Source organism: Corynebacterium sp. Marseille-Q4381 (genome assembly GCF_036881695.1).
Classification (GTDB): domain Bacteria; phylum Actinomycetota; class Actinomycetes; order Mycobacteriales; family Mycobacteriaceae; genus Corynebacterium.
The window spans coordinates 1-15,286 of record NZ_JBAJNR010000002.1; the positions used below are offsets into that span (position 1 = coordinate 1).

Annotated in this window: 15 protein-coding genes and 1 other RNA gene; 3 read left to right on the forward strand and 13 right to left on the reverse strand. The window is 62.8% G+C overall.

The window, feature by feature from the left end:
- Positions 1-204 (forward strand): hypothetical protein (locus V6D40_RS01745; protein ID WP_334288652.1); only part of this gene is annotated, 204 nt, incomplete at its 5' end.
- Positions 205-582: 378 nt separating this feature from the next.
- Here V6D40_RS01745 and V6D40_RS01750 read toward each other — a convergent pair.
- From V6D40_RS01750 to V6D40_RS01765, 4 genes are read right to left on the reverse strand one after another with little or no spacing between them, the layout of a single operon-like run.
- The gene (locus V6D40_RS01750; RefSeq protein WP_334288653.1) at positions 583-1,338 is read right to left on the reverse strand and encodes an iron ABC transporter ATP-binding protein; all 756 of its coding nucleotides are present in this window, start codon (positions 1,336-1,338) and stop codon (positions 583-585) included.
- A complete protein-coding gene (locus V6D40_RS01755) occupies positions 1,335-2,285 on the reverse strand; it encodes an iron chelate uptake ABC transporter family permease subunit (protein WP_334288903.1) in 951 nt (316 codons plus the stop codon). The genes V6D40_RS01750 and V6D40_RS01755 overlap by 4 nt, the downstream gene beginning before the upstream one ends.
- A gap of 49 nt (positions 2,286-2,334) precedes the next feature.
- Positions 2,335-3,297 (reverse strand): ABC transporter permease, encoded by a 963-nt coding sequence (locus V6D40_RS01760; RefSeq protein ID WP_334288654.1) that lies wholly within the window; start codon positions 3,295-3,297, stop codon positions 2,335-2,337.
- A gap of 45 nt (positions 3,298-3,342) precedes the next feature.
- Positions 3,343-4,395: a siderophore ABC transporter substrate-binding protein gene (locus tag V6D40_RS01765; RefSeq protein WP_334288655.1), complete on the reverse strand. Its 1,053-nt coding sequence runs from the start codon at positions 4,393-4,395 to the stop codon at positions 3,343-3,345.
- 180 nt (positions 4,396-4,575) lie between these two features.
- On the opposite strand from V6D40_RS01765, the gene V6D40_RS01770 reads away from it, so the two are divergent.
- Complete coding sequence (locus V6D40_RS01770; RefSeq protein ID WP_334288656.1) at positions 4,576-5,643, forward strand: LLM class flavin-dependent oxidoreductase; 1,068 nt, start codon at positions 4,576-4,578, stop codon at positions 5,641-5,643.
- A 56-nt stretch (positions 5,644-5,699) separates the two neighbouring features.
- Here V6D40_RS01770 and ssrA read toward each other — a convergent pair.
- The 8 genes from ssrA to V6D40_RS01810 form a co-directional block, all read right to left on the reverse strand.
- Positions 5,700-6,089, reverse strand: a transfer-messenger RNA (tmRNA) gene (ssrA, locus tag V6D40_RS01775).
- 68 nt (positions 6,090-6,157) lie between these two features.
- Positions 6,158-6,817, reverse strand: a complete 660-nt coding sequence (locus V6D40_RS01780) for an SDR family oxidoreductase (protein ID WP_334288657.1) — start codon at positions 6,815-6,817, stop codon at positions 6,158-6,160.
- A gap of 36 nt (positions 6,818-6,853) precedes the next feature.
- The gene (smpB, locus tag V6D40_RS01785; protein WP_334288658.1) at positions 6,854-7,345 is read right to left on the reverse strand and encodes an SsrA-binding protein SmpB; all 492 of its coding nucleotides are present in this window, start codon (positions 7,343-7,345) and stop codon (positions 6,854-6,856) included.
- Between the two features lie 72 nt (positions 7,346-7,417).
- A complete protein-coding gene (ftsX, locus tag V6D40_RS01790) occupies positions 7,418-8,320 on the reverse strand; it encodes a permease-like cell division protein FtsX (protein WP_334288659.1) in 903 nt (300 codons plus the stop codon).
- On the reverse strand, positions 8,321-9,007 hold the full coding sequence (gene ftsE, locus V6D40_RS01795) for a cell division ATP-binding protein FtsE (protein ID WP_334288660.1): 687 nt from the start codon (positions 9,005-9,007) through the stop codon (positions 8,321-8,323). It abuts the gene before it with no gap.
- Positions 9,008-9,133: 126 nt separating this feature from the next.
- A complete protein-coding gene (locus V6D40_RS01800; RefSeq protein ID WP_334288661.1) occupies positions 9,134-10,507 on the reverse strand; it encodes an NAD-dependent succinate-semialdehyde dehydrogenase in 1,374 nt (457 codons plus the stop codon).
- 50 nt (positions 10,508-10,557) lie between these two features.
- Positions 10,558-11,784 (reverse strand): oxygenase MpaB family protein, encoded by a 1,227-nt coding sequence (locus V6D40_RS01805; RefSeq protein ID WP_334288662.1) that lies wholly within the window; start codon positions 11,782-11,784, stop codon positions 10,558-10,560.
- 29 nt (positions 11,785-11,813) lie between these two features.
- The gene (locus V6D40_RS01810; RefSeq protein WP_334288663.1) at positions 11,814-13,187 is read right to left on the reverse strand and encodes an oxygenase MpaB family protein; all 1,374 of its coding nucleotides are present in this window, start codon (positions 13,185-13,187) and stop codon (positions 11,814-11,816) included.
- Positions 13,188-13,352: 165 nt separating this feature from the next.
- On the opposite strand from V6D40_RS01810, the gene V6D40_RS01815 reads away from it, so the two are divergent.
- Positions 13,353-14,360, forward strand: a complete 1,008-nt coding sequence (locus tag V6D40_RS01815) for a PDR/VanB family oxidoreductase (protein ID WP_334288664.1) — start codon at positions 13,353-13,355, stop codon at positions 14,358-14,360.
- Between the two features lie 8 nt (positions 14,361-14,368).
- Here V6D40_RS01815 and V6D40_RS01820 read toward each other — a convergent pair whose 3' ends face one another.
- Positions 14,369-15,283: a DMT family transporter gene (locus V6D40_RS01820; RefSeq protein WP_334288665.1), complete on the reverse strand. Its 915-nt coding sequence runs from the start codon at positions 15,281-15,283 to the stop codon at positions 14,369-14,371.
- Between the last annotated feature and the right edge of the window lie 3 nt (positions 15,284-15,286).

A 15,286-nucleotide genomic window follows, 5' to 3' on the forward strand; every position in this document is an offset into this window, starting at 1 on the left:
GCATGTGTTAAGCACGCCGCCAGCGTTCATCCTGAGCCAGGATCAAACTCTCCACAAAAACATTTCAGTAAAAGAAACCGAGCCGTGAAAAGCCCAAACCCAACCAAAACAAAACCACCCAACAAAAAACGTTGGACTGGCAATCCTTTGAAAAAACGTTGGCCATGTATCCGACGAGGAAAAACCACAACCAACAAAAAATAGTGAAACCATCACACGTCCCACCGTCCAACAGCACCACCCAAAGAAAAAGCAGCACTGCCACCGGCACACACCACAACAAAAAATCATGGCGCACACGCACAACAATCACACCAAACAAAAAAGTATTGGCACACTATCGAGTTCTCAAACAACACACGCACACCCGCTTCGGAACTTTCTAAGCCCCTCGGCTGCGGTAGCTCGCATCACGTTACTGGGAATGTTTTTTCCTGTCAACCCGGCGTTCATTGCCCGGTTTCTCGGAGTTCATGTCCCCGTAACCTCTATGCTCTTATTTTCGTTCCTCCCTGTTCGGAAGCAACGGGAGAAGATATAACCATGCAATGAGAATGTCAGCAAATCACCAGCTCACGCCGCCTAGTGGTAGGTCGCGATCGGCCCGTGCGGCCCGTCGATCACTTGCACCGGCGTATTGAAGATCTCGGTGAGCAAGTCGTCTCGCATGATCTGCGCCGGGGTGCCGAAGGCGGCGATGGCGCCGTCTTTCGCCGCGCAGATGTAGTCGGCGTAGCGCGCCGCAAAGTTGATGTCGTGCAGGACGATGACGATGGTTCGCCCCAGTTCCGTCGCCGCTGAGCGCAAGTGCTGCATCATCTCCACACTGTGGGCGATGTCGAGGTTGTTCAACGGCTCGTCGAGAAGCACATGCTCCGTTTCCTGGCACAGCACCATCGCGACGTAAGCGCGTTGGCGCTGCCCGCCGGAGAGCTGGTCGAGGAACCGGCCTTCCAGCGCGTTCAGACCCAGAAAGTCGATGTACTTGGAAATGATCTCCTCGTCCTCATCCGTGAGGCGCCCGCCCGAGTACGGGAACCGCCCGAAACCGACGAGCTGGCGCACCGTCAACCTGGTCACGAAGTGGTTCTCCTGGCGCAGGATGGAGATGACCTTGGCTAGGTCCTTGTTCTTCGCCTGCGTCACGTCGGTGCCGCCGATCGACACCGTGCCGGAATCTACCGCGAGCAGTCGGCCGATCATGGTGAGCAACGTTGACTTACCGGCCCCGTTCGGCCCAACGAGGGCAGTGATACCCCCGGTGGGAATCTCGAGATTGACGGGTCCGATGGCAACGTCGCTGCTGTAGTCCTTGCGGACGTCTTTAAGCGTAATCACAAGCGCCCCTTCCTTAAGATGACCACGAGGAACGTGATCCCGCCGACGAGTTCGATGATGATGGAGACCACGCCCTGCGCGTAGAAGATGTGGTTCATGACGAAGTACGCGGCCGTCAACACGCAGTACCCCAGAAGCGCCGCCATCGGGAAGATGAAGCGGTGGTCGTAGGTGTCAGTGAACTGGTACGCCAACGTTGCGACGAGGAACCCGAGGAACGTCATCGGGCCAACCAGCGCGGTCGAGATGGCCATGAGCACCGCGACCAGCACAAGGGTGTAGATCGAGTGCCAGCGGAAGTTCACCCCGAGGTTGACTGCGGCGTCGCGCCCGAGCCCCATCACGTTAAGCCGCTGCGCGTTCAGACTGAGCAGCACGACAGCGACCGCGACAAGCGGGATCGCCACCGGGTAGTAATCCGGGTTAGCGTTATTCACCGAGCCGAACAGGCGCGCGGTGAGCACGTCGAACTCGCTCGGTGTGAGCATCCGTTGCATGAAGGTGGACACGCTGGCCAGCCCCCCGCCGATCACGATGCCGACCAGCAGCATCGCGTGCATGTTGGCTTGGTTGTCGGTTAGAAGCCACGAGTACAGCAGCAGGCTGAGCCCCACCATGACCGCGATCTGGAAGAGGAACATTTCCAGCGAGCGAGCGTTGATCAGCCCCGACGCCCCGAAGAAGAACACCGTCGCGGTGTGAATGGTGATGTAGAGGGACTCGAAGCCCATGATCGACGGCGTGAGGATGCGGTTGTTGGTGACGGTTTGGAAGGCGACCGTCGCAAAGGCTTGGCTCACTGCCACAATGGCCATCGCAAGCACAGATGCTAATCGACGCTGCGCAATCAGCCAGTACGCCCGAGTCCCAAACTCCACCGGGTTCTTGTACGCCAGCAACCCGAACGTGGCGCCGGCTGCAACAAGAGCCAGCAACGCCAGCACCATCCAGTACCGCCGCCTGCTCGTCGCGGACTCGAACGCCCCTACTGCCCTGTTAGCCACGTCGCGTCTGCCTCACAATCAGCGCAACAAACACGACGGCGCCAACCACGCCGAGGATGACGGAGACCGGCATCTCGAAGGGCGCGATGATGGTACGCCCGAGGATGTCGCACACGGTGACAATCATGACGCCGAGCAGGCAGACCCACGGCAGGTTCGACCGCAGGTCGTCGCCGCGCAGCATGCTCACAATGTTCGGCACGATCAGCCCCAGGAAGGGCAGGTTGCCGACGACCACGGTCACGACACCCGCTGCCACCGCCACGAGCGCCGTGCCGACCAGCACGATGCGGTCGTAATTCAGCCCGATCGTGGTGGCGATGTCTTCGCCCAGCCCGGCAGCGGTCAACCGGTCCGCGTACACGAACACGATGACGGCGACGACCGCGACCACCCACAGCACCTCGTACTGCCCCTTGATAACCGAGGTGAACGAGCCGGCAAACCAGATGCCGAGCGACTGCAGCATGTCGAACTGCAACGCCAAAAACGTGGATACCGAGCTGACCACCGCCCCGAGCATGATGCCCACAATCGGCACGATCAAGCTGGAGCGCAGCGTTACCCGGCGCAGGAACGCGAAGAAGATCATCGTGCCGACGAAGGCGAACGCGACCGCCATGAGCATGCGCGTCATGATCGTGCCGTTGGGAAACAGCACGTACGACATCAAGAGCCCAAGCCCCGCCCACTCGGTGGTGCCCGTGGTGGTCGGCTCGACGAAGCGGTTCTGCGTCAACATCTGCATGATCAGTCCGCACATTGCCATTGCGGCGCCCGCGAGCACCAGCGCGATGGTGCGCGGCACTCGGGTGGTTGCGAACATCTCCCAGCCGTCGTCGGAGCCCAAGATGTCGTACTGGCCGACGGCGAGCGAGAGAGCTAGCAGTGCAAAAACGACGACCACGGCAAGCCCGAACTTCCAACTCAGAAGCGGGGGGCGGGTGGTCGTCATCGTTTCCGGCATCGTGGTCTTACGTTAGCGCACCGCGAGGTGCGGTTACTTTGCGGCCTCAAACATGTCGGCGAGCTGGTTGAGGATCTCCGTGTAGGTGAGGATGGACTCGTTGGTGTAGGTATCTTTCGGCGCGATGTAGATGTGGTTCTCCTTCACCGCGTCGACGTTCTTTAGCGCGGCGGAATCGCTGATGACCGACAGCGCCTCCGGCGAGCCCTCGTCAGACTTGGTGCCCGCGTCGCGGTCGAGCACGAGCAGCCAGTTCGGGTTTGCCGCGGCAATCGCCTCGACGGAGATGTCGTCGCCCTGGTGGTCGTCGGACGCGTCTTGCACCTCAAGCGCCGGCGTGAAGCCGATGAGGTCGAACAGCGGGCCCCACGTGCGGCCCTTGCCCGGCGCGACGTAGCCGATCTCGCCGCCGGAGACAATGGTCGCCATGACGGTCTGCTCGGGGTTGTACGCGTTTCGCGCGCGCTGCACAGCCTTGGTGAAGTCGCCGACGACCTGCTCAGCCTCGGCCTGCTTGCCAAAGACCTCGCCCAGCTCGAGCGTCTGGCGGATCAGTTCCTTGTCAAAGTCTTCGTTCTCGCGCGGCTCGAAGTCGAGCAAGACAGCGTCCGGCACCAGTTTCTGGATGTCCTCGTCGTACTTCTCGAAGCGCTGCCCCGAGACGATCACGTCCGGGTCGACGGCGACGATGGCCTCCAGGTTCGGCTCGCGGTGGTTGCCGATGTCAACGATGGAGTCATCATCCGAAATACCCGGGATCGTGGTGGGAACCAGCGCGCGGGCAGCTGCGACTGGCTTAACGCCCCACGCGTCGAGCAGCTCAAAGGAGCGGTTATCCAGGGCAACGACGCGCTTCGGCGGGGTCGGCACGGTCTTCTCGCCGTAGTTGTCGGTCACCGTCACGGTGTCAACGGCGCTGTCTGCGCTCGTAGCGGCGCTGCCTGCGCTGGTAGCGGCCGAAGTCGCAGCAGTCTCGCTCGACGGCGTGTTGGAATCGAGTGCCGGCTCAGCGTTCGAGCAGGACGCGATAGTGAGTGACGAAGCTGCCGCGAGGGCGATAAGCGCAGTGCGCGAAACACGGAACATGTTGGTTCCTCTCCTAATATGGCCTGACGTTGGTCGAATACGTTCATCAACGTATTGCACCCATCTTAAGTAAGGCAAACCTTCGCTTTGTTAGAGGGTGCTTAGAAGGGGGTGCCCGATAAGGCTGAAACGCGGTACGATTGTTGTTGACATATCACCAACTGTCTGGAGTGATCCCACATGAAAGCTTTCGGGTTCTTGAGTTTCGGCCACTACACCTTCGGTGGCCAGCGTGGCCCGTCCGCAACGGAGATGGCTGCGATCCACCTCGACATCGCCAAAGCAGCTGATGAGATCGGGGTGAACAACGCGTCATTCCGAGTCCACCACTTCGTGCCGCAGGCCTCCGCCCCGATGCCGCTGTTGGGCGCCGTCGCCGCCACGACACAACGCATCGAGGTGGGCACCGGCGTGATCGATATGCGCTACGAAAACCCGCTCTACCTCGCAGAGGAAGCCGCCTCGCTCTACCAGCTTGCCGGCGGTCGCGTGGCCCTCGGCGTGTCGCGGGGCGCCCCGGAAGTGGCAGAGCGCGGCTGGGAGGCATTCGGGTACAAAGGCGAGGCCGCAAACGGTGCCGACGTGGCGCGCAGCCATCTCGAGGCGTTCATGGCGGCAGTCGACGGCCGCGGCTTTGCCACCGCCGCCCCCTTAGAGCGCCAGTACCCCAACATGTTCCAGCCCGGCTCTAGGCTCCCGGTCTTCCCGCTCGCGCCCGAGCTGCGTCAACACATCTTCTACGGCTCCGGCACGCACTCGTCCGCCGAGCAGACCGCCAAAGACGGCCTCAACCTGATGTCCTCCACCTTGGTCTCCGAAACCACCGCCCAAACCTTGGGCGAGATCCAAGCGGACCAGATCAGCCGCTACCGCGCCGCGTGGAAGGATGCGGGCCACGACTGGACCCCGCGCGTGTCGGTCTCGCGCTCCATCTTCCCCATCGTGGACGGCACCGACGCGCAAATGTTCGGCATGCACGCTTCCGGCTCCGACCACGTGGGCATGCTTCCCGACGTCGGCGCATCCACCTTCGGTCGCACCTACGCCGCCGAGCCCGACGCATTGATCGAGCAGCTCAAGGCTGACCCGGCCGTCATGGCCGCCGACACCTTGCTCATCACCATCCCCACTGGGATGGGTGTGGACGTCAACGTCAAGATTTTGGAGAACTTTGCCACGCACGTGGCGCCCGAGCTTGGGTGGCAGCCGAACACTGCAGGACCGGTCACCGGGTACACCATCGATTAACACCCATGCACAAAGCAGGAAACCCGCCGGCCGTAACGACCAGCGGGTTTTCCTCTCAGTGGAGCCGCCGGGAATTGAACCCGGGTCCTTCACCACCGCGCCAGGGCTTCTCCGTGCGCAGTTCGCACAACGTCTCTGCTCGGCCCTCCGGATCAGGCAAACATGTCCGGATGACGGGCCCAGTCAGTGAAAAGTGTCCCTTCCAAGACCCCACTGACAGGGCCGGAAGGCGAGTCCCCTAAGTCGACGCCAGGTACCGGAGCGGGGACATCCCCGGCCTGACGGACACGCAGGTCGCTTGCTCTATTTCTTAGGCAGCGAGGGCGTAGTCACGCTGAGAGTTCTTCTCTGCGTTTATTGATTGCAGCGACGCTTACGGTGGTCTCCTGCCTGCACCGGCACGCTTCCCCTGGCTGAGTAGATGAAGTCGAAACCAAATCGACCCCGTCAACTACGAAGAAAACGTAGGAGTGAAAACCTTAATGCACCCCCGCGTTTTACACAAGGCCTCCACTTAAATACCGCTCGGGCGCACGCGCAGGAACTCCACGACAGCGTCTGGCCCCGCATCAACGGCCAAGCGAGCAGCCTTTGCCACGTTCACCGCATCCATCTTCGGGCGGTCGTCGTCGCCAGCAAGCATGTCGGTGTCGGTGCGTCCCGGATGGAGCGAGGTGACGCGGACCTTGCCCGCCTCCTCAAGCTGGAGTGACTCGGTGAACCCGCGGAGGGCGAATTTTGAGGCGCAGTACGCGGAGTTGGCCTCGATCCCGTGGAAGCCGGCACCGGAGTTGATGGTGATGATGAGGCCGTGGGAGCGTCGTAAAGCAGGAAGCAGCTCCTTGACCAGGGTGACTGGGGCTGCGACGTTTACCTCGAAAGTCTCCCGCCACTGCTCCTCGGTGAGTTCCTCGAGCGGGCCCTTGTGCAGCACGCCAGCGGCGAGGACGAGGACATCGAGCTGCTCGACCTTGCGCGCGGCCGCGGTCAGCGCCGCGGTGTCGGTCAAGTCGACCTCGAACGGCTCGGCGCTCGGCAGCGCGGCCACCACCTCGGAGGCGTCGGACGAGGCACCAGCGTAAATGTGGTGATCCTTGCCCAACTCCTCAGCGATAGCGCGTCCGATGCCGCGGGAAGCTCCGGTGACAAGTGCGGTTTGCTGTGGCTTCGTCATGCCACCCACCGTACGTGCGCAACGCGGCGCGGGTAGCTACGCCTTGATGCCCTTGAGCTTGCGACCGAGATCGCGGGTGATCTCTCGGTCTTCGGTGCGTCGCTTGATGTCGCGACGCTTGTCGTAATCCTGCTTACCTTGGGCGAGTCCCAGCTCCACCTTGGCGCGGCCGTCTTTCAGGTAGAGCGACAGCGGCACGAGGGTGCGGTTGCCGGCGCGAAGCTTGCCCTCGAGCGTGTCGATCTCGCGGCGGTGCATCAAAAGCTTGCGGGTACGACGCGGCGGGTGGTTCGTCCAGTGCCCCTTCGAGTACTCGGGGATGTGCATGTTGCGCAGCCACACTTCGCCGTTGTCGATGGTCGCGAACGCTTCGACGAGGGAAACCTTGCCCTCGCGTAGGGCCTTAATTTCGGTGCCCTGCAGCACAATGCCGGTCTCCCAGCTATCCAAGATGGTGTAGTCATGGCGAGCCTTCCGGTTCGTCGCGAGGACGCCGGAGTTGCTCGTCTGTCTCTTCTTCTTGGCCATAGGGGAGCTAACTGTACTACGCGCCCCACACCAGCACCAGTTCCGCAGCGAGGTGACGCCGGCGTGTACCGCCTACTTCCGTACGTAGGATCGCAGCGCGACTTGGGCTGCAAGCCCGCCGACAATGACAGCCGCGAGCCCGACCAGCGGCATGACTGACCACACCGCCGAATCCGGAACGTGCGCGATCAGCTGGGACGCGTAAAGGTCACCCAGCATCGAATCCACCACCGAGCGTTTGCCCACCAGCAGCAGCACCATGCCCAGCAGCGCGCCAAGTGCCACCGAAATCACGGCCTCGATCACGAACGGCGCTTGCGTGTACCAGCGCGACGCACCGACCATGCGCATGATGCCGATCTGCTCTCGGCGGTTGAAGGCGGCCAGCTGCACCATGTTGACGATAAGGAAAATCGCCGCCAAGCCCTGCGCGCCGGCAACAATCCAGGTGACGTTGCGGAACGTGTCCATGGTGTTCGCGGCCTCGCGCACGGTATCCGCCTGATCAGTAATTACAGTCACCTGCGGCAGCGTGGCGATCTCACTGATCGGCGCCGGGTCGGACGGATCCTTCAGCCTCACGTGCAACGCGGCCGGCAGTGCCTCCGGGCTGGTCTCGCGGACAAGGTCCGGCTCGGAATCTTCGAAGAGCTCCACAAACCGTTCGTAGGATTGCTGGCGGGATCTAAACGTCACCTGCTCCACGCGATCGTCGGCTTGGAGGGTGTCCCGCACCTCCCGGCAGGCCTCCGACGAGCAATCGGTGTCATTCGCCGAGATCTCCTCGTCGAGCTCCACCATCACTTCGACGCGATCTAAGTACAACGACTTTGTCTCCGCGGTTGCTTTTGAGATCAGGATGCCGGCACCCAGCAGGGTCAGCGTCAGCGCGGTGGTGATGATCAGCGCAATCGTCATCGTAATGTTGCGCCCGAGGCCTCGCAGGCCCTCGCGGAAGATAAATCCCCAGTTCATCTAGCTCCTCCCGTACACGCCGTTTTGCTCGTCGCGCACCAGTTTGCCCAGGTCCAGCTCCATCACGCGGCGACGCATGTCGTTCACGGCGCGCGCGTTGTGCGTGGACATGACCACGGTCGCACCAAGGCGGTTAATGCGCGAAAGCAGACCCATAATCTCGTCCGCGGTCGAGGGATCCAGGTTGCCCGTCGGCTCGTCGGCCAGCACCAGTGGCGGTTTGTTCACGAATGCTCGGGCGATAGCGACACGCTGCTGCTCACCTCCGGAGAGCTCGTGGGGCATTCTTTTGCTTTTCGACGCCAACCCCACCAATTCCAGCGCCTCCGGCACAAGCTTGTCGATTCGCTGCTGCGACTTGCCGATCACCTGCAGCGCAAAGGCAACGTTGTCGTACACGTTGAGCCGCGGCAGCAGCCGGAAGTCCTGGAACACGTACCCGATGGACTGGCGCAGTTTGTTCACGTCCTTGCCTTTCAGGGCGTTGACGTGGAAGTCGTTGAACCAGATGTCGCCCGACGTGACGTTCTCTTCCCGGATCATCAGCTGCAGAAACGTCGACTTGCCCGACCCGGACGGCCCGATGAGGAACACGAACTCGTCGTCTGCGATGTCGAAGGTCACGTCATCGAGCGCGGGACGCGTCGATGTCGGATAAACCTTGCTTACGTGGTCGAATCGAATCACGGGCCACACATTACCTGTTACTGGTGTGACAGGAGAAGTGTTCTGTGCAAATACGAAAGAGCTTGGCCCCGCGAGGGGGTCAAGCCCTTTTTTGCTTCACGCTCACCGCTTACGCGGCCGGCGCGATTAGTCGTTGACGTAGAGGTACTGCTTGTTCACAAACTCGTCGAGCGCGAACACGGACAGCTCGCGGCCGAAGCCGGAGCGCTTCACGCCACCGAACGGCAGCACTGCAGAGAAGTACTGGCCAAGGTTCACGTGGATCATGCCCGTCTCGATCTGGTCCGCGACCTTGATGGCGCGGTCGACGTCGTCGGAGAAGACAGCGCCGCCGAGACCCTGGTAGGAGTTGTTCGCCAGCTCAATAGCCTCCTCCTCGGAGGAAACCTTGTAGATCTCCGCGACCGGGCCGAAGAACTCCTCGTAGTAGGGCTCCGAACCGACCGGCAGGTCAGTCAGCACAGCCGGGGAGAAGTAAGCAGAGGTCTCGTCCATCTCGCCGCCGGTGCGAAGGTTCGCACCCGCTGCCACGGAACGCTTCACCTGATCGTCCAGGATCTCTGCCGCGCGGCGCGAGGACATCGGGAAGTACTCGTTCTCGCCCGGGTTGGACGGGTCACCCTTCTTGTAGGACTCGGCGATGGCGACCATCTCGTCGACGAACTGGTCGTAGATGTCCTCCATGACGATGATGCGCTTGTTGGAGGTGCAGGCCTGGCCAGCGTTGTGCACGCGCTTGTCCCACGCCTCCTGTGCAGCGGCGCGCACGTCCGAGGAGTCGAGGATGACGTAGGGATCGGTACCGCCGAGCTCGAGCACAACCTTCTTCAGGTTGCGGCCCGCGGTCTCCGCCACCTTCGCACCGGCACGCTCGGAGCCGGTAAGGGAGACACCCTGGACGCGCGGGTCCGCGATGATGGTCTCGATCTGGTCGTGGGTGGCGTAGACGTTGATGTATACGCCGTCGGGCAGACCAGCGTCCTTCAGGATCTGCTCGAACGCGGCAGCCGACTTCGGGGTGATCTCGGCGTGCTTCAAAATGATGCAGTTGCCGTTCATCAGGTTCGGGCCGGCGAAACGCGCGATCTGGTAGATCGGGTAGTTCCACGGCATGATGCCGAGGATGGTGCCAAGGGCCTGGCGGCGAACGACGGCCTTGCCACCCGGCACGTCGACCTTCTTGTCGGCGCTGTGCTCAGCGGCGTTGTCCGCATAGAACTGCATGATGTCGCCAGAGAAGTTCATCTCCCACTCGCCCTCCGGGATGGGCTTGCCCATTTCCTCGGCGGCGATCTGCGCGAGCTCGTTTGCGCGGTCCTTCAGCAGCTGTGCGGCTTTGCCAACAATCTCGGCGCGCTCCTCGTACGAGGTGGTGCGCCACGTCTTAAACGCCTCCGCGGACTTGGCCAGGATCTCCTGAATCTCCTCGTCGGCGGCGAAATCGAAGGTTTCGACGATCTCGTTGGTCACGGGGTTCTGAACTCGGTACTGGTTGCTCATGCGGTTTATTTCCTTTCGGGAATGCTTCTTTAGTGTTGTGAACTATATCACTACGCGCCCGGGTTGTAAGACCCGTCGCTCATTTTGATGCCCTCGTCCTGGCCCATGTAGGAGGTCTCCTGTGTCAGGGCGTCGAGAAGCACCTGGTGGTTCTGCGCAACCTCGCGCTCGAGCGCCTCGGGGTTGGCGCGCAGCAGATCGAAACGCTCCTGCACCATCGGCAGGCCCAGCTCGGTGAACGGGCGGGACGCAGCGTGGGGCACGTTGTAGATGTCCGCGACGTCGTCGCCGTGCATCAGGCGGGTTGCGGCGTACATCCAGTCGTCGATGGACTCATCCGGGAACGGCAGCAGGCCCTTGACGTTGGTGCGGAAGCCGCTGAACAGCGCATCCACCAGCGCGTGGGAGGCGTCGTTCGGGTCGCCGTCCACCGTGTGGATCGCGTCGATGGTCTCCTGGGAGGCGTCGATGTCCGTCTCGTGCTCGAGCAGGTCGCTCGGAATGCCGAGCATGTGACCGACGATCCGCCAAAGGTAGAACAGGTCCTGCTCTTCTTCGACGGTGAGCTTGTACCCGAGGTTGCGCAGGTAGGTGAACGCGATGTACGTGAAGTCGAACCACGTGCGCAGCATGTCGAAGTCGTTGATCGGCGCGCCCCACTCGCTGTAGTCCAGGCCGAGCTTGGACTGCACGCGGCGGACGTGCGCGTGCATCGCGCGCACCATGCCGGTGTGGATGTAGCTGACGTTGCCGGGCTTGAGGCCGTCCTTGAGGTAGACGGAGTAGATCCAGTTCGTGGTGTACGCCAGGCGGTGCACTGCACCCTTGGTCAGCTCGCCGGTGTTCACCAGCACGTCGGCGATCGACGGTGCGGAGTAGGTGTGGATCAGTGCTCCCGGGCCGAGCGAGAGGTTCTGTGCCAGCACCGGGATGGATAGCGCGACGCGCTGACCGCGCTCAAGGCGGTCCCAGTCGACGTCCTCGAGGGAGGCGTTCATGTCGTTGATGAGCGCGGCAACCTCCGGCAGGGTGTTCTCGTCAGCCGCGCCGCGGGCCAGCGCGCCGCGCAGGTTCGGCATGACCTCCTTGCTGGGGGTGCCGCTGGTGTAGAGCGCGTCCGCAACCTTGTCGGTCGCCCAGAACGCCTGCTCAAAGCGCTTCGCGCGCTCCTCACCGAACTGCTCAACAAACGCGTCGCGGTCGCCGCGCGCGCTCGGCCAGTCGGAGCGGTCGTAGTGATCGGCGGCCAACGGGTTCTCTGCGAAAGTTTGCGTCATTGTTCTCTCCTTTTTTCGTGGGGCGCGGATTAGCGCCTGGCTTCCTTCGAGTCGTCGTGCAAGCTGTAGTTCGCTTTCACGCCCGGCTCGTTTTCCTTGATGTAGGTCTCGATCTGGTTCAGCACGTCGCTCCACGGCGGCTTGCCGTCGGCAGCCTTCTTCCGCTTCGCCTCGGCAGCGCCCGGCAGCTTGTCACGCAAGCGATACACCGCAGCCTCGGCCTTCGCCTTGGCGGTGAACGCGGCCTTCCAGTGCAGGTACGGGGCGTCCTCGAAGCGAGAGCCCTTGACCATGAACTTGGTATCGGCATCGCCGATCACGGTCGACAGCGCGCCGAGCACCTGGCCCGGCATCTGCGGGTCCAGCTTTTCCAAGATGCTCATCAGCGCAGTCGCCACACGCTCGTGATAGGTCGAGGAGTACCCGCCGTTGGCGTAGATGAAGTCGGTCATCTTGCGCATCTCGTCGCCGGTCTTGGGAATCAGACGCTCCTCGGCGCCCATGAGGTGGAGCACCCACGCCCAGTACATCGCGACGTCGTCCCACTCCTTGCCAGAGTGGGGGCGGCCGAAGAATTCGTCCACCGCGATCGGCATCAATGCGAACCAGCCCTCGCCGGAAACCAGGAAGGAGGATCCGATCGGGCGACCAAACGTGTTGTAGTGCTCCTTGCCCCACAGCTTTTCCAGACCGCGGTTGGCCTGCGCGTGCAGCAGACGCACACGCACGGCGGCTTTCAGCCCGTCACTGTAGCGGTCAAACACTCCCTGCTTACCCAAGTCGACGAAGAACTTGACGGTCTCCAGCGTGCGCGTCATCGCCTGGAACTCGAACATGCCGGTCTCACCAGTGGCCGCCGAGGTGCGGTCCTCCATCGTGGTGGCCCAGTATGCGAACGCGATGGACAAAAGCTCCGCCGACGGCGTGACGTTGTAGTACGCGATGCGGCCACGTTCCGCCGCCTCAAGGTCGATCCACTCTGGGATGTTGTCCACCTCGGCGAAGAACTCGACCAACTCGGGAGACGGGTCGGCAACGGCGCCAATGCCCTTATTCAGCGCGGTCTCGAAGTCTTCGCGGGACTTCTTCGCGCCGTCGCGCTTAAACGCCTCGGCGAGCTTTGCACCAGTCTCGTCGGTTTGCCACATGTGGTCGTCGAGCAGCTTGGTCTGCAGGCTGCCGTAGCCGTCCCAGCTGTCGGCGACCGTGTGCCACCTGTCGAAGATGTTGTGGCGCAGTGTCGACCACGACGGGGTTTTGGTGCGGCGCTCCGGCGCCGGACGTAGCGGCATGCCGTCGCGGTAGAAGTAGCGGAAATCCTCGTAAGGGTTCTCCGACATCGGCAGGATTTCGGGCTGCGAGCCCGTATCGCGCTGCGGTTCGGAGTCTATTCGTGACGTCATCGTCATCCTTTCCCGTCAAGGGGGGGCGGGGACACACGGAAATGTTTTCCAGCTAACATTATTGGTATTATGTGTTGCCGGTCACTTCTCGCGTGGTTTGATGGTAACTGTTACACCAACGCCCGGCAACCAGTTTTGCCGACCAATTTCGCGAGGAAACGAGACATGGACAACGCCCTGATCCCCCTGACAGTCGTGGATGTGGACCGCGGCACCGCAGACATCGCCGTGATCACTCTGACCACCGCCGATGGCGCGCCACTGCCCGGTTACGAGCCAGGCTGCCACGCTGATTTCCACCTCACCGCAAAGTCCGGTGAGGAGCTCGTCCGCCAGTACTCACTGTTCCCCATGACGCCCAACACCTCGGATGAGGGTCGCTACGGCATCACGGTCAAAGTCGAGCCGGACTCCCGCGGCGGGTCGGAAGCGCTCTACAACCTTGAGGTGGGCGACACGATCGATATCTCCACGCCGCGGAACAATTTCGGGCTCGCCGACAACGCGCAGCACTCGATCCTCATCGGCGCCGGCGTCGGTATCGCACCGATTTACTCTCTGGCCCGCGGACTTTCCCGCCAGGCCGCGGATTTCTCGGTGATTTACTTCGCCAGCAGTGCCGAGCGCGCCGTGCTCTCCCACCTGTTCGACGAGTACTGCGCCTACAAAACGCGCAACGTGTTCGCTACCGGTGCCCGCGAGCAGCAGGGACGCATCGTGCGCGAGGCGCTGCACCCGCTAACCTCCGTCGCTGGCGCAAGCCACCTCTACGTCTGCGGTCCACAAGGCTTCATGGAAACGGTGCGCGAAGTCGCCAGCGAGTACCTGCCGTCCGAAAACATCCACTGGGAGGCGTTTCGCCCGGAGGAAGGAAAGCTTCAGGGCACGGCGCTTGCCGACGCCCCCTTCACCGTCACCTTCCGCGACGAAACGTTCGCCATCCCCGCAGACAAGAGCGTCCTCGACGTGTTCGAAGACGAGGACTTCCCGATCATGTCTCAGTGCGCGGAAGGCACGTGCGGCACCTGCGTCATGCGGGTTGTCGACGGCACGCCAGACCACCGCGACAGCGTGTTCACCGAGGAGCAGCACGAGTCGGGCGCGTTCGCCACCTGCGTGTCGCGCGCGCTCAGCGACAACCTCACACTCGAGCGCTGGCGCAACGCGATCTAACGCGCCGGCTACAAAAGGCGCACCATCGCCACACCGGCGAGCACCATCGCCAACCCCACGATGCGCGCCGGGGCAGGCGCGCCGCGGCGCGCTCCCCCGACCCCCATCGATTCCAGCACCTGGCCGCAGATGATGGTTCCGGTGAGGGAACCGATCACGGTGGTGCCTGTGCCGAGCATCGGCGCCAGGGTCGCCCCGCCAAAAACGAAGAGCGCACCCAGCGCTCCACCGAGCCACATCCACCACGGCCCAGGCTCCACACCCGTGGCCGCCGCCCGGCGCGGCTGCGGCAGCACAGCGACGAGCACCGCAAGCAGAAGCAGCCCCACCGCGAGCGAAATCTGGCCGGCCTGCAGCGGGCTGCCCAGCACGCGGCCGAGGTGGCCGTTGACCGCGGTCTGGGTGGACGACCCCATCCCCATCACCACGCCGAATGCGCGGAGCAACCACTGCTTGGCGCCGCTCGCCTTTGCGGGTCCCGCGTTGCGGATGTCCAGCACGATGGCGATCCCGGCCACCACGATCGCGGCGCCGAAAAGGCGCAGCGCTCCAACGGGGACGCGCGGCGAGGCGAAGAGGCCGAACTGGTCGATAACAAGGCCCATCAACACTTGGCCGAGGATCGGCAAGATCACGGTCTGGATCGGTCCGAGCTGCGGGAAGAGCACGATGTTGCCCGCGATGAACATCACACCCATGAACCCGCCGAGCCAGATCCACCACGGTTCGGAAGCGGGGACGGCGAGGTTGGGGATGAGCGTGGACGTCGTCAAGCAACTCATGCCCGATGCGACGACCACCGCAATGACAAACGAGTAAAAGGTCGCCGCAAGCGGCGACCCCACACTCACCCGCAACCGGGTGTTGATGGCTGTCTGGACCGGGACAATCGCCCCGACCAGCATTGCCAGGATGACGAGCATTGG